This is a genomic window from Jonquetella sp. BV3C21 (assembly GCF_000468895.1).
GTDB classification, from domain to species: domain Bacteria; phylum Synergistota; class Synergistia; order Synergistales; family Dethiosulfovibrionaceae; genus Jonquetella; species Jonquetella anthropi.
Genome location: NZ_AWWC01000008.1, coordinates 179,357 through 196,617 on the forward strand (window position 1 = coordinate 179,357; position 17,261 = coordinate 196,617).

At 58.4% G+C, this 17,261-nt stretch carries 15 protein-coding genes and 1 other RNA gene; 14 read left to right on the forward strand and 2 right to left on the reverse strand.

Going from position 1 to position 17,261, the window contains the following annotated elements:
* Positions 1-13: 13 nt before the first annotated feature.
* Both HMPREF1249_RS02705 and HMPREF1249_RS02710 read right to left on the reverse strand, forming a co-directional pair.
* Entirely contained in the window at positions 14-979 is a 966-nt protein-coding gene (locus tag HMPREF1249_RS02705; RefSeq protein ID WP_231286750.1) for an ABC transporter permease, read from the reverse strand.
* A gap of 13 nt (positions 980-992) precedes the next feature.
* On the reverse strand, positions 993-1,922 hold the full coding sequence (locus HMPREF1249_RS02710; RefSeq protein ID WP_008521587.1) for an ABC transporter permease: 930 nt from the start codon (positions 1,920-1,922) through the stop codon (positions 993-995).
* Positions 1,923-2,274: 352 nt separating this feature from the next.
* Between HMPREF1249_RS02710 and HMPREF1249_RS02715 the strand changes: the two genes are divergently transcribed.
* The 14 genes from HMPREF1249_RS02715 to HMPREF1249_RS02775 all read left to right on the forward strand — a co-directional run bounded on the left by HMPREF1249_RS02715 (position 2,275) and on the right by HMPREF1249_RS02775 (position 17,256).
* Positions 2,275-3,534, forward strand: coding sequence for a serine hydroxymethyltransferase (locus tag HMPREF1249_RS02715; RefSeq protein WP_021775807.1), 1,260 nt, complete (start codon positions 2,275-2,277; stop codon positions 3,532-3,534).
* 109 nt (positions 3,535-3,643) lie between these two features.
* Positions 3,644-4,001, forward strand: an RNA gene (gene rnpB / locus HMPREF1249_RS07785) — RNase P RNA component class A.
* A gap of 331 nt (positions 4,002-4,332) precedes the next feature.
* On the forward strand, positions 4,333-4,764 hold the full coding sequence (gene mraZ, locus HMPREF1249_RS02720; protein WP_008521584.1) for a division/cell wall cluster transcriptional repressor MraZ: 432 nt from the start codon (positions 4,333-4,335) through the stop codon (positions 4,762-4,764).
* Positions 4,754-5,689: a 16S rRNA (cytosine(1402)-N(4))-methyltransferase RsmH gene (gene rsmH, locus HMPREF1249_RS02725; protein WP_008523123.1), complete on the forward strand. Its 936-nt coding sequence runs from the start codon at positions 4,754-4,756 to the stop codon at positions 5,687-5,689. The genes mraZ and rsmH overlap by 11 nt, the downstream gene beginning before the upstream one ends.
* Positions 5,677-6,030 (forward strand): cell division protein FtsL, encoded by a 354-nt coding sequence (locus HMPREF1249_RS02730; protein WP_008521582.1) that lies wholly within the window; start codon positions 5,677-5,679, stop codon positions 6,028-6,030. Before rsmH ends, HMPREF1249_RS02730 begins: the two co-directional genes overlap by 13 nt.
* A 3-nt stretch (positions 6,031-6,033) precedes the next feature.
* Positions 6,034-7,734, forward strand: a complete 1,701-nt coding sequence (locus HMPREF1249_RS02735; RefSeq protein ID WP_008523121.1) for a peptidoglycan D,D-transpeptidase FtsI family protein — start codon at positions 6,034-6,036, stop codon at positions 7,732-7,734.
* Between the two features lie 46 nt (positions 7,735-7,780).
* Entirely contained in the window at positions 7,781-9,274 is a 1,494-nt protein-coding gene (locus HMPREF1249_RS02740; protein ID WP_021775788.1) for a UDP-N-acetylmuramoyl-L-alanyl-D-glutamate--2,6-diaminopimelate ligase, read from the forward strand.
* Positions 9,268-10,647, forward strand: a complete 1,380-nt coding sequence (locus tag HMPREF1249_RS02745) for a UDP-N-acetylmuramoyl-tripeptide--D-alanyl-D-alanine ligase (RefSeq protein WP_008523118.1) — start codon at positions 9,268-9,270, stop codon at positions 10,645-10,647. The genes HMPREF1249_RS02740 and HMPREF1249_RS02745 overlap by 7 nt, the downstream gene beginning before the upstream one ends.
* Positions 10,644-11,597: a phospho-N-acetylmuramoyl-pentapeptide-transferase gene (locus HMPREF1249_RS02750; protein ID WP_008523116.1), complete on the forward strand. Its 954-nt coding sequence runs from the start codon at positions 10,644-10,646 to the stop codon at positions 11,595-11,597. The genes HMPREF1249_RS02745 and HMPREF1249_RS02750 overlap by 4 nt, the downstream gene beginning before the upstream one ends.
* Positions 11,598-11,611: 14 nt before the next feature.
* Entirely contained in the window at positions 11,612-12,928 is a 1,317-nt protein-coding gene (gene murD, locus HMPREF1249_RS02755; protein ID WP_008521577.1) for a UDP-N-acetylmuramoyl-L-alanine--D-glutamate ligase, read from the forward strand.
* 1 nt (position 12,929) lies between these two features.
* Entirely contained in the window at positions 12,930-13,997 is a 1,068-nt protein-coding gene (locus tag HMPREF1249_RS02760) for an FtsW/RodA/SpoVE family cell cycle protein (protein WP_008523115.1), read from the forward strand.
* 8 nt (positions 13,998-14,005) lie between these two features.
* Positions 14,006-15,022, forward strand: a complete 1,017-nt coding sequence (locus HMPREF1249_RS02765) for a UDP-N-acetylglucosamine--N-acetylmuramyl-(pentapeptide) pyrophosphoryl-undecaprenol N-acetylglucosamine transferase (protein ID WP_021775753.1) — start codon at positions 14,006-14,008, stop codon at positions 15,020-15,022.
* Positions 15,023-15,026: 4 nt separating this feature from the next.
* The gene (gene murC, locus HMPREF1249_RS02770; RefSeq protein ID WP_008523113.1) at positions 15,027-16,460 is read left to right on the forward strand and encodes a UDP-N-acetylmuramate--L-alanine ligase; all 1,434 of its coding nucleotides are present in this window, start codon (positions 15,027-15,029) and stop codon (positions 16,458-16,460) included.
* A gap of 19 nt (positions 16,461-16,479) precedes the next feature.
* On the forward strand, positions 16,480-17,256 hold the full coding sequence (locus tag HMPREF1249_RS02775; RefSeq protein WP_008521573.1) for a hypothetical protein: 777 nt from the start codon (positions 16,480-16,482) through the stop codon (positions 17,254-17,256).
* Positions 17,257-17,261 lie beyond the last annotated feature (5 nt).

Below are 17,261 nucleotides of genomic sequence, written 5' to 3' on the forward strand. Positions count from 1 at the left end.
CGTCCGCGCCCCCTTACTTGCGCAGCCGCGGGTCGAGAGCGTCCCGAAGCCCGTCGCCGAGGAAGTTGAATCCCAGGATGGTGATCGAAATGGCCGCCGCAGGGAAGAACAGCTGCCAAGGATAAATTGCCAAAGTGCCTAACGCGTCGTTGCTCATCACGCCCCAGCTGGCCATCGGCGCGCTGACGCCCAAGCCGACGAAGCTCAAGAACGCCTCGGTGAAAATAGCCGACGGGATCGACAGCGTCAACGTGACGAGAATCGGCCCCATCGCGTTGGGGATCAGGTGCCGAAGCAACATTCGCCGCGGAGAGGCTCCGACCACGCGGGCGGCCAGCACGAACTCTTCGTTGCGGAGGCGCATGATCTCGCTTCGGACGATACGGGCCATTGACGCCCAATAAGCGATGCCCAGCGTGATGAAAATGCTCTTTAGCCCCGGACCGATGACGACCATCAGCAGGATAACGTAAATGATCATCGGGATACTGTAAATGATGTCCACGATTCTCATCATCAGGTTGTCCATTTGGCCGCCGACGAACCCGGCGATGCCGCCGTAGATGACGCCGATCGTCAGGTTAATGAAACTGGCGACAAAACCGACCGCCAAGGAAATGCGGGCACCGTACAGGACGCGGATGTAAATATCCCGGCCGAACATATCGGTGCCGAATAGGTGCTCCCACGACGGCGGCTCGTTGGCCGCCAGAAAGTCCTGCGCGTCGTAGGTCCACTCGGAGCACATGGGGCCGAAGATCGCCAAAAGGGAGACCGCCAAGACAACGATCAGCCCGGCGATAGCCAGTTTATCGTGGTACAAGCGCTGCCAAGCGTCCTTCCAGTAGCTGATGGACGGGCGAACGAACTCGGACTGGGAACGCTCCTCTTTGTCTACAGTCCGGTACAGGTCCGGGTCATCCCAAGGAATGGACTGGGGAAACAGAGGGGACAGTGTCGATGGAAAAGTCTGCTTCATCATGCCTGCCTCCTCAATGGGTTTTGTTGTCCAGCTTGATCCGCGGATCGACGAATCCCAAGCACACGTCCACGGCCAAGTTGAGGAAGATGAGCAGGGCGCTGTAGAAAATCGTCACGCCCATAACGGTGGTGTAGTCCCGATTCTGAATGCTGGTCACAAAGAACGTTCCCAGTCCCGGAAGACTGTAAATCTGCTCGACGACGAAACTGCCGGTGAGAATGCCCGCCGCCAAAGGTCCCAAATAGGTCAGCACGGGAATGACCGCGTTGCGAAGCCCGTGGATGTAGACCACAGTCCGTTCCTTCAGTCCCTTTGAGTAGGCGGTCCGAATGTAATCCTGCTGGATGACTTCAAGCATGCTGCTTCTGGTCAGCCGGGAGATAAACGCCATCGGGTAGCCAGCTAGCGTGATCGCCGGCAGAATGGACGTGGAAAACCCCTGCCAGAAGCCGACAGTTACCCAGCCCAGACGGTAGGCGAAGACGTAAACGAATATCGTCGCGATAACGTAGTTTGGTATCGTAATCCCCAGAGTAGCGATGACCATTGCGACTCGGTCCTGCCACTTGCCGCGCCGCAGGGCGCTTAAGATGCCGGTTGGAATCCCAATGGCCAGCGATAGCGCCAAGGCCAGAGACCCAACCGCCAGCGACACGGGGAAACTGTCAGCGATCAGCTGGTTTACTGTCATGCCTTCGTATCGGTACGAAGGACCGAGGTCACACTTCAGCACGTCGAACAGATAACGGCTGTACTGGGAGATCAGAGGATCGTTGAGCCGATACCGATCCATCATCTTGGCGAGAATCTGAGGCGGAATCCCCTTTTCGTCGGTGAACGGTCCGCCGGGAATTGCCCGCATCATGAAAAACGTCAGGGTGATGACGACCAGAAGTGTGACGAGACTGGTCCATATGCGCTGAAAGATGTATTTTCCCATTCTTCCCCCTCCAAAGAGCCGAAGCCCTCGCTCCGCCGGCCCAAGCCGGACGCTGGGTGAAACGTCCCCACAAGAAGAACGCCTCATCAGTCCCGACCTCGGGACGTCAAAAGCGTTCTTTCAGCTGCTCTCATCAGCTCCATTCGTTTGTAGGGTCCCTGTGCCAAAGGCGGCGCAAGCCTTCGGATCAGGCTAATCAAAAATACGTATGAACTGTGTTTAGTATGACTTTTGTTTCGTAAGCTGTCAAGCGAAAGGGTTTGCAAAAAAGAACGCATTTTATCCGCAAAAGGGACAACTTTTGCTATAATAAAAAAGACAAAAAATCGGTCCTCGGAAAGGTGGAGTTGTCGTGAGCAATTGTGCAGACTCGCTGTTGCGTTCAGTTGATCCAGAGATCGCCGATATTATCGTCGAGGAGTACCGCCGTCAGAACGATCAGATTGAACTGATCGCGTCGGAGAATTTCACTTCTCGGGCTGTGATGGCCGCCATGGGGTCGGTGCTGACGAACAAATACGCCGAAGGGTACCCGGGAAAGCGGTACTACGGCGGCTGTGAAGTGGTCGACAAGGCCGAAGAGCTGGCTCGCGAGCGGGCCAGGAAACTGTTTGGCTGCGATTACGTCAACGTTCAGCCCCACGCCGGCAGCCAAGCGAATATGGCGTGCTATTTTGCCGCCGTCAAGCCCGGCGACACCGTGCTTGCCATGAACCTGACCGACGGCGGGCACTTGACCCACGGTTCACCGGTCAACTTCTCCGGGAAACTGTACAACATCGTTCCCTACGGCGTTAACAAGAAGACGGAGCAGATTGACTTTGACGAATTAGAGCGGCTGGCGCTCCAGCACAAACCCAAGATGATCATCTGCGGCGCGTCCGCGTACCCGCGCGTCATCGACGCGGAGAAGTTCCGGGCCATCGCGGACAAAGTCGGCGCGGTTTTGATGTTCGACATCGCCCACATCGCCGGGCTCGTGGCGGCTCACCTCCACAAGGATCCTGTGCCGTGGTGCGATTTCGTCACCACCACGACCCACAAGACGCTGCGCGGCCCTCGCGGCGGCATGATCATGTGCAAGGAAGAGTGGGCGAAGAAAATTGACAGCGCTATCTTCCCTGGCATGCAGGGCGGCCCGCTGATGCACATCATCGCGGCCAAGGCGGTCGCCTTTGGCGAGGCGCTGAAGCCTGAGTTTGCCGACTACCAGAAGCGGATCGTGGCCAACGCCGCGCGGCTGGCCGAAAAACTGATGGAAAGAGGCTTCCACCTCGTTTCCGGCGGAACGGACAACCACCTGATGCTGATCAACCTGACCAATAAGGGCGTCACCGGCAAACAGGCTCAGCTCGCTCTGGACGAAGCCGGCATCACCGCCAACAAGAACACCGTCCCGTTTGAGACTCTCAGCCCGATGATCACCAGCGGACTTCGTATCGGAACCCCCGCCGTGACCACCCGCGGCTTCGGCTTCAGCGAGATGGACCAGATCGCCGACTGGATTGACCGGGTCGTGGGCCACATCGACGACGCGAAAGTTCATCAGCAGGTTCGGGGCGAAATCAACGAGCTCTGCAATGCTAAGCCGCTGTACCCTGGACTGTACTAAGTCTGAGGAAATAAAGACATCCGGCCCCGGGAAGACAATTCTTCCCGGGGCCTTCTTTGTGGCTATAGGTTGTTGAAAAACAAGGTGTGATATACTGACGGACGGGAATTCAGCGGTACAGGAAGTCGCCGCCCTGCCGGGCTTTGCCGGGCAGGGGAGAGGAAAGTCCGGGCTCCACAGGGCAAGACGCTGGATAACGTCCAGTTGGAGCGATCCACAGGATAGTGCCACAGAGAGCAGACCGCCGCCTGCGGTCCCCGCAGCGGTAAGGGTGAAAGGGTGGGGTAAGAGCCCACCGGGCGTTCGGCGACGAACGTGCTAGGCAAACCCCGTCTGGAGCAAGATCAAATAGGGAGGGTTGAGGCTGCCCGCTGACCTCCGGGTATGGTCGCTTGAGGGCCGGTGCAAATCGGCTCCTAGAGAAATGACTTCCCACGACAGAACCCGGCTTATGGACCACTGGATTCCCCTTTTTTAATCGGTTTCAAAAAAGTAAATAGTTTTTTCTCTATTATGAATATTAGATACGACAGCCCGCGGTGGGGCTGTCGTTTTTTTGTTTTTGAAGCGGGATTGGATTTTTTGATAACAAACAGCTTCATATAGATGGACAAATCTGTCAACAAGAATTCTAAATGTGAAGTATCTTCCCGCGTTTTCGGATTCGTTTCATAAACGGCGAAGAGCTGATGATTCAAGCTCAGGAAGATATTTTTTTCTCCCCCTTGACCGGAAGGCAGAAAAAGGTTAATGTTAACGCTACGTGGGATAAAGTGTCATTAAGTGGGTGAATTTACCATGTTGATGGGCACGTGTGAGCACCGACTGGACAGCAAGGGACGGCTCGTCCTTCCGGCCAAATTCAGATCTGAACTGGGTTCTACAGTGGTATGCACTGTAGGACTGGATCGGTGCGTCGCCGTGTATTCCACCGACGGGTGGGAGAAGTACTTGGCAAAACTGCAGACGCTGCCGTTTGCCAAGGAAAGCGCTCGGCGCTTTATGCGGGTCGTGCTCGGCTCGGCAGACGAACTGCCGGTAGACGGCGCGGGACGCATTTTGGTGGGAGCTTTCCTCAAGGACTACGCCGGATTAGGAGAGCAGGTCACGATCGTCGGTGTCAGCGATCACGTGGAGCTGTGGAACAGCGAGCGCTGGAACGCCGGCCGGGACGATATCCTGAAAGACTTCGAAAGCTTGGCTGAAGGGGTCGGGGACTTTGGCGTTTGAACACCGCCCCGTCATGCTTCAGGAGGTCATGGACTCGTTCCCTCGGCCGCCGGTTGGTTTGGTGGTCGACGCGACGCTGGGGCTTGGCGGTTACAGCGAGGCTTTCCTAAGCCGCTGGCCCGAGTGCCGGGTGGCGGGAATCGACCAGGACGGGCAGGCTCGTGCCATCGCACAGGAGCGGCTGGCTCGATGGGCTGATCGGTTTGCCGTATGGCCGGGGAACTTCCGCCGACTCAACGACCTGATGGCGAGTCACGGCGAAAAGGAAGCCGCAGGCGTCGTGGTTGATCTGGGAGTGTCGAACCTGCAGATCACCGAAGGCGAGAGAGGGTTCTCTTTTCGCGAGGACGGTCCGCTTGACATGCGGATGAACGCTTCGGAAGGGTTGACGGCGAGCCAACTGGTCAATCAGATGACCGAAGACGAGCTGGCGGGGATTTTCTTCCGCTACGGCGAAGAGCGGTTTGCCCGGTCAATTGCCCGGGCCATCGCCCGCCGGCGGGGCCAGTCGTCGATTGAGACGACCGGGCAGCTTGTCGAAGTGATTCGGGAGGGAATGCCCGCCGCGGCGCAGCGAAAAGCGAACGGACACCCGGCTAGACGGGTCTTTCAGGCCCTGCGGATTGCGGTGAACGACGAGCTTGGAGCTCTGGAGGATCTGCTGTCTCAGGTCTGCGGCCTGTTGGCCGACGGCGGAGTTTTCGTGGCGGTGACCTATCACTCGCTGGAAGACCGGCTGGTCAAGTGGGCGATGAGGGAATGGGAAGGTCAGTGGCTGGGGATTCCGGTTTCCCGCCGAGGCCTGACGCCCAGCGAGGACGAGGTTTTATCGAATCCTAAGTCTCGAAGCGCAAGGCTTAGGGCGTTTGAACGACGGGACAACTATCAGATCGAACAGGGGAGGCTAGGACCATGGCGGCGGTGAGAGCATGCAGGGGAGCGATGAAGGTTGCACCTCTTGTCTTAGTAATGGCTGCCCTTTCGGTATTCTGCTTTGCGAAAATCTCCAACATGCGGGCGGAGACGAGCGCATTGGAGCGGCAGGCAATGCAGGTGGACCGGCAAATCGTCCAGTCCAGACAGTCCATTCAGAGCTTAGAGCGGGAAAGCGCAGGGCTGACCGCGCCGGCGGCAGTTTACGCTCGGGCCATTGGGGGACTTGGGATGCAGAAGGTTTCGCTGGCCGGCACGATTCGCGTCGGAGAGGCGGGGTCTTCTGTTCAGACCGCCGCTCTGCCGGGAATGCCGCTTCAAGTTTTCCAGTAAAGAATGGAGCTTCGTCGTCTCGGCTTGCCCAGCGAGCCGGAGCGCGGGAAACGGCTGACGTTTTCACAGCGGCTTGAGTGGCTCTGTCTGTTCGGCATTTTGGGGCTGTTGGTGTTTCGGGTCGTGAACGTCCAGCTCTATCCTGATCCCCGAACGCTCTCTCAGCTGACAGGGCAGTACCGGCAGACGGTGCGGCGCTCCCTCGATCGGGCGGCGGTGTACGACCGGTCAGGTGCTCCCTTGGCCATGTCGGTTCCCGCTTGGAGCGTTTTTCTGGATCCGGGCGTCGAGGGATGGGACGGCTCGAGGCTGAAGCAGCTGGCCCCGTTTCTGGACAAAAAGATGCTGTCTCAGCTCTCCAAACCCCTGACGAAACGGTTCTACTGGCTGAAACGCTACCTGACGGAAGAACAGGCGGAAGAGATCCGTCAAGCCGGCGGCAAGGGCGTGTTCGTTCGCTCGGAACGCAAGCGGGTTTATCCGAAAGGGAAGATCTTTTCCCACCTGTTGGGGTTCTGCGACAACGACAGTTGGGGCCTTTCGGGCATTGAGCTGACGTGGAACAACGTGCTCTATATCCCTGAACGTTCGTTGGTTAACTACCGGGGTGCCCGGCCTCTGTCGGAACCCACCGAAGAGGATCCGACCCAAGAGCAGGGACTGTACCTGACCGTTGACTCACAGGTGCAGTACGCCCTTGAGGAGTTCCTCGGCCAAGCGGCGGTTCAGAACAAGGTCAAGTGGGCGGCGGCAGTCTGCCTTCACAGCTCAACTGGTGAGGTCCTCGGCATGGCCAGCTGGCCGTCGTTCGACCCGAACGTTCGTTCGACGTTCCTTCACCCAGAAGCGCTCAGGAACAACGTTATTAGCCGAGTGTATGAGCCGGGATCGACCTTTAAGCCCATCATGGTGGGCATTGCCCTTGAGAATGGGGCCATCAAGACTAACAGCGCGTTTCGCTGTCCGGCTCGGATACAGATCGCCGACGCTGTGATGAGCGATGCCACGCCGAAGGACAACGGCACGCTGTCGGTTGATCAGATCCTTGAGAAGTCATCGAACGTCGGCATGGCGCAGATCGGCATGAGGTGCGACCCCTACAAGACCCACAGCGACATGAAAAACTGGGGGATTGAGCGTCAAACCGGCATCATGCTGAGCGGCGAGGAGTCCGGGCTGCTTCGGTCTCCCGAACAGTGGTACGGGGTTATCCCGGCCAACGTGGCGATCGGCCAAGGATTTGCTCTGACGCCTTTGCAGTTAGTTACGGCGTTCAACGCCATCGTTAATGGCGGCGTTCTGATGAGGCCCTTCATCGTCCAGCGGGCCGTAGACGCTCAGGGAAACGAAGTAGTTCTCCAGAAACCACAAGAAATTACCCGCGTTCTTTCGTCGCGGACAGCCCGATGGCTCCGAACGGTCCTTCGGCAGGTGGTAACCCAGGGGACCGGAAAGGGAGCGAACTCTTCTCTTGTGCCGATCGCGGCCAAGACGGGAACCGCTCAGGTGGCTGACAAAGGCGTATACGTCAAAGGCCGATACAACGCGTCGATGATCGGTTTCTGGCCGTCTGACCGGCCGGAGTACACCATGCTGATCGTCCTAGGCGACGTGACGGGACAGAGGTACTACGGGGGACAGATAGTTGCCCCGGTGTTCAAAAACATCGTCGAAGAAATTATGCGGCTGAAGGGACAAATTTGACGCGCAAGATCCCTTGGGCCGGACGGAAATAAAGGGCGGGAGAAGAATGGACGGACGGATAGTTCAGGCTTTGGATGACCTTAAACGTGCTGGTTTCCTTCTGGGCTGGGGCGGAGACTGGAACGGCCTGAAAGAGACGAGCCGGCTCTGCAGTGATTCCCGGTTAGTGAAGCCGGGAGATGTTTTTGCGTGCGTCTGTGGCCGTCATTTTGACGGCCACAGTTTTATCATGGAAGGCCTGCGGCTTGGCGTCGCTGGGTTCATGATTGAGCGGCCGACGGACGGCTTGGACAACTGGATTCAGGTCACTGACGTGCGGGCCGCCATGGGGTTTTTAGCCGCCCGACTGGCCGGCTCTCCGTGCGATCGGCTGAAGATGGTCGCCGTGACCGGAACGAACGGCAAGAGCACGTCCAGCTACATGATTCGAAGCGTCCTGAGTGCCTGCGGGATAAAAACCGGCCTGATTGGCACGGTCGTCTACCACGACGGCGACAAAGAAACTGTGGCCGATCGGACGACGCCTGAAAGCACAGCCCTTCAAAGGCTGTACGAGTCGATGATTGCCAACGGGTGCGGTGCCTGCGTGATGGAGTGCTCATCGCATGGGCTGGTACAAGGCAGAATTTCCGGCTCGACTTACGACGGGGCCCTGTTTACCAACCTTTCGCCCGAGCACTTGGACTACCACGGCACGATGGAAGAGTACTTTGCCGCCAAGTCCCTGCTGTTTACCGAACACCTGAAGCCGAACGCCGTCATTTCGGTCAACGGCTGTGACCCGTGGGGGCAAAAGCTCGCGGCCCGTTTCCCGTTAAGCCTGACGTGGGGGCTTGGGGACGGTGCCGACGTCCGTGTGAAAGCAGACCGTCTGACGATGAAAGCCGGCGGCTCGGACTTTGACCTGCAGGTTGACGGCCAGTTTCTCGGTCGGGTCGCTTTGCCCATGACAGGGCGGTTCAACGTTGAAAACGCGCTGGGTGCGGCGTCTCTTTGCATCGGCTTGGGGTGCAGTCCCGAGGCGGTTGTGAAGGGGTTGGAAACGATGCCGCAGGTCCCCGGCCGAATGGAGCGAATCAACCTGTCCAACGGCGTGACGGTCATCGTCGACTTCGCCCACACGGAAATTGCCTTGACTAACTTGCTGGCGACGCTTCGCCCTCTGGCAAAGCGCCTGATCAGCGTGTTCGGGCATGGCGGCGAGCGGTTTGCGGGCGCCCGGCCGGAGCTTGGAAAAATTGCCGGACAGACCGCCGATCGGGTTATTGTCACGATGGACAATCCGAGGAACGAGGACCCAGCCGAAATTGCCCGGGCGATAGTCGCCGGGCTGGAGGGCGGAAAAGCGTCGTTTTCGACGGTTCTCTCCCGCCGTGACGCCGTCTTTGCCGCGCTTGACGAGGCGGAGCGCGGCGACGTGGTGGTTATTTCGGGCAAAGGGGCCGAGCCGTATTTAGAAATTAAAGGCGTCAAATACCCGTACAGCGACAGGGACGTCGTGGGCGAGTGGAGCGCTTCAAGGGGCGTGGGGCAGTGCTGAGCTTAAAAGATCTTCTTCCCAACGGTCTGGACGTGACAGGGCCGGATCGGCCGCTACCTCTGACCTTTCGGGTGGACAGCCGTGCGGTTGAGCCGGGCGACGGATTTGCGGCGTTTCAGGGGGAGTCAACCGACGGACACCTGTACATCGAGTCGGCTTTGGCCCGCGGCGCATCCGTCGTCTTAGCGGAGCGGGGGCGGGTCTCTGAGAAACTTCCTGCTCAGTGGCCTCAGGTCACGTTCATTTTCGGCCATCGAAGCGAGACGGCTTTGGCTGAACTCGCGCGGGCGTACTTGGTCCGTTTGCCCGACTTGAAGCACGTGGCTGCCGTCACAGGGAGCGTAGGAAAGACGACGACGCGGAGCTTTCTCGCCCGCATCATGTCGGCGTCCCAAAGGACCCATGCCGCGTCGGGCAATTACAATACGCTGATCGGCTGCTCGGTTGCCGTGCTGTCGGCGCCGTTTGACGTCCAGTGCCTCGTGCTGGAAATGGGGGCGAACCACCCGGGAGAAATCGCCCAGATGGTAAGCTTCTTCCCGCCGACGGCGGCGGCTATCACGGAGGTGGCTCCGGCGCACTTGGAGGGGTTCGGCTCGGTTCAGGGCGTCCTCAGGGAAAAGGCTGGAATTTTTGGCGGCGGCCGTCTCAAGGACGCGGTCTTAAACGCTGATAATCCGCTGTTGGCTGAGTTGGCGTCGCAAATCAATACGCCGGTCACCACGTTCGGCCGAGACGGCAGCCTGTCCTTTGAGGACGATCGGCTCGAGTGGGACGAAGGCTTCAAGGTGTCGGCAAGGCTTTGTTACAGCGGTGATCGAGTTCCCGTCAGCGTCCGGCTGTCCGGAAAACATGGCTTGTACCCGCTGTGCTGTGCCCTCGCCCTAGCGGTGCGGATGGGAGTTCCTTTCCGGCAGGCAGTCAGGGAAGCAGTTTCTTTCGAGTCTCTGCCGGGGCGGGGCGAAGTCGTCAGGCTTCAAAACGGGGCGTTTTTGATTGACGAAAGCTACAACGCGTCGCCCAAGTCCATGACGGCGGCAATTCAGAGCCTCGGCGAAGTTCAGATCCGGGGCAGGAAGTTCGCCCTGCTGGGTTCTATGGGCGAATTGGGAGCCGGGGCAAGCGCCGCGCACCAGCAGGTGATGGAAGTGGCCCGAGGACAGGGCTTCGATTGGTGGGGCGCCTACGGCTCGGACTGGCAGAGCGGCGCGAAAGCGACTGACAACCTGCTGACGGACTGGGAAGAGGTCCGGCGAGCCGTCGCCGGATTGAATCTTCGCTCCGGCGACGTGCTGTTGGTGAAAGGGTCTCACGCCTGCGGGCTGGAGCGGTTGGTCAAAGAGCTGAAAGGTCAGGAGGCAGGCGGGCGATGAGTTTCCTCGCTCTCGGACTGGTCACCTTTATCGTGGTAGCAATCGGTGAGATTTTGGCGCAGCAAAGCTGGATCAGCGTCATGCGGACAAAAGGCGTGTCTCAGGTCCAGAAAGCCTACGGGCCCAAAGTTGACGAGGCCGTCAAAGCCAAGGTTCCATCAATGGGCGGCGTCGTGTTTATGCTGATCGGCTCTGGTTTTTTAATCAGCGGGCTTGTGACGCGCAATTTGACTGCCGTCGCGCTGTGGGTCTATCCGGTACTTTGCGGGGCGATTGGACTGACCGATGACGTCCTGAAGTTCCGGCGCGGTTCCAGCGAAGGATTTTCCAGTAAGGGAAAGTTTCTTGTGCAGATGGCTGTGACGATCGTCTGGTTTGCCCAGCTGCAGGCCTACGGTCTGTCCGGTTCCCCGTCCTCAAGTATTTGGGCTGGCGTGCTGTGGTGGCTTCTGGCCTTCTTCCTCGCGGTCGGCGCTCAGAACGCCTTGAACGTTACCGATGGATTGGACGGGCTGGCGGCGGGAGCGTCCTTAATCTCGTTCAGCGCTCTGTGTTTTTTAGCCCCTGGAACTGAGCCGTTTTTGGCGTCCTGCGCCGGCGCGGCGCTCTGCGCGGGGTTTCTGTGGCATAACGCCCATCCGGCTCAAGTGTTCATGGGAGACGGAGGAAGCCATTTTCTGGCTGGGCTCCTGGTGTCCATCGTCCTCGTGTCCGGTATGCCGATTCTGACATTGGTTCCCGTCGGGTTCCTGTTCGGCGTTGAGATGATTTCTGTGGTGATTCAGCTGGTTTCAATTCACGGCAGGGGGAAAAAAGTGTTCCTCATGGCGCCGATCCATCACCATTTTCAGCTGAAAGGGTGGCCGGAAAATCTGATTACGTGGCGGTTTATGGTCGTTCACCTCATCGGACTTGCCGGGTGCCTGTTCATTGGAGATCTGCTTTTCTAAAAGGGGAGAGATGCATGGCGGGGAGAATAACAGTTGTCGGTGCTGGCGTGAGCGGTCAGGCAATAGCCTTATGGGCTAAAAAACTCGGAGCCAGCGTCTTTGTGACCGATATGAAAAAGGAACTGGCGCCGGAGATCTGCCTCGGCTTCCGAAACGCCGGAATTGAATGGGAAACGGGCGGCCATTCCCCGCGCTGCTGTGAATGTGACCAGATGGTGGTCAGCAGTGGCGTCTCTCCTGCCTCCGAAGCTGTCAAACAGGCAGAAGGGCGGGGGATACCCGTCGTCGGAGAGCTGGAATTTCTCGCCCCATGGCTTCCCGGCAAAACGATTGCCGTCACTGGAACGAACGGCAAGACGACCACGACTGCGCTGTTGGGGCATTTGCTCCGTTGCCGCGGTCAAAGCGTCGCGGTGGTCGGCAATATTGGTGAGCCTCTAGCAAACGCGGCGGGAACGGCGGTTGACTACACAGTGATGGAGCTGAGCAGCTTTCAGCTGCACTGGAACAAGTCGTTTACGCCTCAAGTCGCCCTGTTGACCAACCTGGCTCCGGATCACATCGACTGGCACGGAAGCTATGAGAACTACGTGGCCGACAAACTGAAAGTGTTCGGCCGGCCGGGAAAGGGCAACTGGGAGATCGTTCAGGCTCGGGATGCTGCCCTTGTCCCGTCGGGCGGATCGGTCTGTACCTTGGGCGGCACCGAAGGAACGCGAATTTACTGGGACGATCAGGCCGTGTGGCTTGAACGGGATTCGGGCCGGGAAAAGCTGTTCGATCGGTCTCAGCTGTCGCTGGTGGGACAGCACAACTTGGAAAACGCGGCGATGGCCGGTGCGGCTCTGGCACTGATCGACAAATCGTTCGCGCCGCTTCAGGGGCTTTCCGATTTCCTTCCGCCGCCGCATCGGTGTCAGCTGGTGAGAGTTCGTCGAGGCGTTACGTGGGTGGACGACTCAAAAGGTACGAACGTAGCGTCGACCCGCACTGCTCTTGAGGGCATCGATGGGCCGAAAATCATCATCCTCGGCGGCAAGGGCAAAGGCGAGAAGTACGAGACGCTGGCGCAGACCGTCAAAGCTCGAGCTAGGAACGTCATTCTCATCGGCGCGGAGTCGGACAAAATTGAGGCTGCCCTTCGGGAAGCTGGAGTCCAGTCAATTCACAGGACAAGCTGCATGGAAGAAGTAGTTTCGACGGCCGACGGATTGGCCCGCCCGGGAGACACGGTTCTTCTCTCGCCGGCATGCACCAGCTGGGATATGTACCAGAGTTACGAACAGCGGGGAGATCACTTCAAGCGCCTCGTCATGGCTCTGCCGGACTGAGATGGAGCGAAAGGGAGATCTGAGCTCGCTTCTGATCTGGTTAATTCCAATGCTTCTTTCATTTTGCGGGCTCGTTGTCATTGCTGCCATGACCGGCTGGTCCGGACACTCGCCGGCGTTTAAGCAGCTGTTGTGGCTTTCTGTATCGTTCATCTGCTTTTTAGCCGTCATGTCGATTCCGCTGACCGTTTGGACTCGCGTCGCGTGGGGTGCTTTCGCCGCCTCGTTTCTGTTTCTCGGCCTCACCTTGGCGCCGGGAATCGGGGTAACCATCAAAGGCGCGTCCCGGTGGATTCATTTCGGCTCGTTCAGCTTTCAGCCCGCCGAAGCCCTGAGCTTTGCCCTGCTCCTGCTGCTCGTTCGGCTGTATCAGCGCAACGCCCGTCAGCTTAAGGCGCTGGCTGTGACCGGTGGAATCGTGTTCCTGTGCGCTGTGTTTCTTCTTCGGCAGCCGGACTTCGGCAGCGTCCTGCTGATCGTCGCGCTGTCCGGCGCTCTGCTCGTCGATCGGTACGGTTTTTTGCTTCCGGCTGGAGCTCTGGCAGTACTGACGCCGCTCATGTATCTGGTGGTCATGCACCAAGGGTACCGGCAGGAGCGAATTGCGGTTTGGCTTGATCCGTGGAGCGATCCAATGGGCTCTGGCTACCAAGTAATCCAAGGGCTGATCGCGTTTGCCAACGGCGGACTGTCGGGCATCGGGGTCAACCGGTCTCAAGACTTCCTCCCCGAGGTTCACAACGACTTCATCTTTCCTGCCATGGGCGAGCAGTTTGGCCTCATTGGGACGATGGTCCTTTTAGGGTGTTTCATCATTTGGTCGTTTGTGGCCCTTCAGGTGTACCGGCGCTCTGTTGGGATTTCAAAGCAGTTCGCTTGGGGGTGTTGCGTTTCGGTGATTCTTCCGCTGTTTATCAATATCGGCGGCGTGACAAAACTTATCCCGCTCAGCGGCATGCCTCTTCCGTTTGTGAGCTACGGCGGAACATCTCTGCTTTTTATGTGGATGAGAGTCGGCATTCTCGCGAGAGTTGCCCGCAAGTCGGCGCAGGGAGGTGACGAGTCCTGAAAATCCTGTTGGTTGCCGGGGGAACAGGCGGTCATCTGATCCCGGCGATAGCGTTCGGACAATGGCTGTCAAGTCATCACGTCAGCTGGAGCTTGGCGACAGGATCCCGGCCTCTGGAACGGCAGATCTGCGAGGCTCACGGGGTTCATGCCCACTATCTGCCCATCGTGGGGTCCCCGTTGGGCGGCGGGTTGAAGAAAGCGCCCGGCAGGACTCTTGATCTGGTGAGAACTTATCGAGCCGCGAAGAAGCTTATTCGAGAAGAAGCTTCGACGGCGTGTCTGCTGTTCGGAGGGTATTTGTCGCTGCCGGTCTTTTGGGCGGCTCGTCAGGCTGGGATCAGGACGATGACCCACGAGCAGAACGTAATCGCCGGCCGAGGGAACAGAATGCTGGCGCGCCTCGGCTGCCCTGTCGCCTCAGGCTGGTCTGAATGTCGGGGCATCAGCAGATTCCAATATACTGGCATCCCGGTGCGTGCGATGTCGCTGACTGACCGTGCCGAAGCTCAGCGCCTTCTATTGAAAAAGCCTCTCGAAAAAGGGAAAAAACTAGCTGTTGTCGTCGGCGGGTCTCTTGGCAGCCGAGGCATCGGAGAAGACCTCGAACGACTGTCGAATATGGTAGAATCAAAGGCGTGGTTTTTCCTGTTCGTCGGGGCGGCATCTGGGTCGGTTTCATTTGATAACGCCCTGACCGTTGAGCCTCAGTGGAACATGACCTTGGCCTACTCCGCGGCTGATCTGGTCATCAGCCGGGCAGGAGGGGCGACTCTGGCGGAGATTGAGGCGCTCAGGCTGCGGGCTTTGGTTGTCCCGTGGGAAGGGTCGGCCGGCGGCCACCAGTTGGCCAACGCTCAGCTTTTCAACAAAGAGACGGGAACTCCATACTGGACTGGAGACGAGGGCCTCTCCGACGCTTTTTCACGGGCGGCCGGTCGGGAACTTCGTTGGCCGGAAGGTCGTTCCGGCGGGTCCGAGGCTCTGTGGGATGCTCTGCAGAGCGTTAACGCTGAAGGGAGATAGAGCAGTGGCATCGACAAGCCTTGATCTGTCACGGGTCAGAAGCATTCATCTGATGGGAGTTGGCGGCGCCGGCATGAGCGGCTTGGCTCTGCTGTACAAAGCTCTCGGCTTTCAAGTGACGGGATGCGATATGGGAAACAGCTGCTACACGACCAAGGTCAGAGAAGCGGGGGTTCCAGTGTACTTAGGGCACGACCCGCATCACTTAGACGACCACAAAGCGGATATCTTGGCTTACAGCAGTGCTATTCCCTCAGACAATCCGGAGCTTGTAACGGCAAGAGAGCGCGGCATTCCTGTGGTACAGCGGGCTGAACTCTTGAGCCTTCTTTTTAACAGTCGGTGTGGCGTCGGCGTGGCTGGAACGCACGGGAAAACGACCACCACATCCATGATCAGTTTGATAGCTGAGCGGGCCGGCCTGGAGCCTACGGTTGCCATCGGCGGCGAACTGTGCGATATCGGTTGCAATGCTAAATTAGGCAACGGCAACGTCATGGTGGCTGAATTGGACGAAAGCGACGGCTCGTTCCAGTTTTTCCAGCCTTCAGTAGCCGTTGTGACGAACGTTGACTGGGATCACGTGAACTATTACCCATCCCGGCAGTCGGTTGTTGACGCGTTCGTTTCGTTCCTTGCCAACGTTCCAAGCGATGGATTCGAGGTTCTCTGCGGCGACGATCCGGGCGTCAGAGCTCTGTTGGGACGTCTGGAAGGCCAAAACTGTCAGAATCGGGTCACCTACGGGCTGGAAAAGGGGAACGACTTCTATCCGACAAACCTTGAGCAGTATCCCGGCGGCGGCATGAGCTACACCCTCAACCGATTTGGCCGTCAGGTTGGCCGGGTCAGGCTGACGGTTTCAGGAACACATAATCTGCTCAACTCTCTGGCAGCTCTGGCGGCCGGTTCCCGCTTGGGCATCTCGTTTGACCTGATGGTTTCCGCGCTGAACGAGTTCCACGGCGTCAAGCGGCGTCTTCAGCAGAAGGGCAACGCCGGAGATGATATCCTTGTCTATGACGACTACGGCCACCACCCGAACGAGTTGAAGGCCACTCTCACCGCTTTGGGGCAGATGTTCCCCAAACGGCGGCTTGTGGTGGTCTTTCAGCCGCACCGATACACCCGCACGGCGGCTCTGTATGAGCAGTTCGCCCAAGTCCTTTCTCAGGCTGATCAGGTGATTTTGCTACCCATCTACGCCGCTGACGAACAGCAGATTCCCGGCGTGTCCAGTTCTCTCATTCAGGATAAGATCCACGAGCGGCATCCGGGGCTCTGTCATCTCGTTCGCGATAAAGTGGACGCCGAGGCGTGTGTCATGTCGGTGCTTCAGCCGGGAGACCTGCTGTTGACGGCCGGAGCTGGGGACGTCTGCGTCATCGGCGACCTGATCCTTCAGAACCTGAAAGCGCCCTGCTCCGCAACCGCGTAATGGTCTTCTTCTGCGGACAATGAATTGGCGGGGCGTTGCGGCGCTCCTGCTGGCCCTTGGCTCAGGGGCGCTGATGAAAGTCGGTGAGCTGTACGAACCGTTTCGTCTAAGAAGTCTGATAGTCAGAAATGGCACGCCGGCCACGGAGGCTCAGATTCACGCGTGGAGCGAGAGCTTTTCATTCTTCGGCCCGATGTGGTGTTTCCATTGGGACCAAATGAGGGAATGGGAAGACGGTCTGCCCGTTCATCTGACAGTTTCTTCGTCCCACATGGGGCAGAGCATTGAAGTCTTCGTTGAAAGCTTGAGTCCGGCCATTGAGCTGATTTGGCACGGCGAGAATCTTTTCCTTGCCGAGGACGGCCACATCTGGACGAAAAAGCTGTCCGACCAGTACATGCTCGGATCGCCTCAGGGACTGCCGGCGCTCCACATTGATGACAGCTTCCCCGTGTCGGTTCTTTCGACTGACGGGACCTTGGAACATATGGGAAAAAGCGACCTGTCAGCTCAGTGGGTGCGTGATTTGTTGGCCCACCTGTCCGGAATGCCAGATATGACAGCGAGCAACATCGTGCTTCGGAGGCGTGGCGGCGAAGACGTGGTGCAGTGCTTTTTGACGAGCAGAACGAAAGGAACGTCCATTTCGTTTTTAGGAAGTCTGCCGTATCTTGACAAGACGCTTCCGGTCGCCCACAGGCTTTTGCTCGACGGCGCGACCAAGGGATACAGCCTGTTTGACGCGACATACAAGGATAAAGTCATCTTGAGGCAGTTGGACAGCTCGTTTGAGTGATGTAG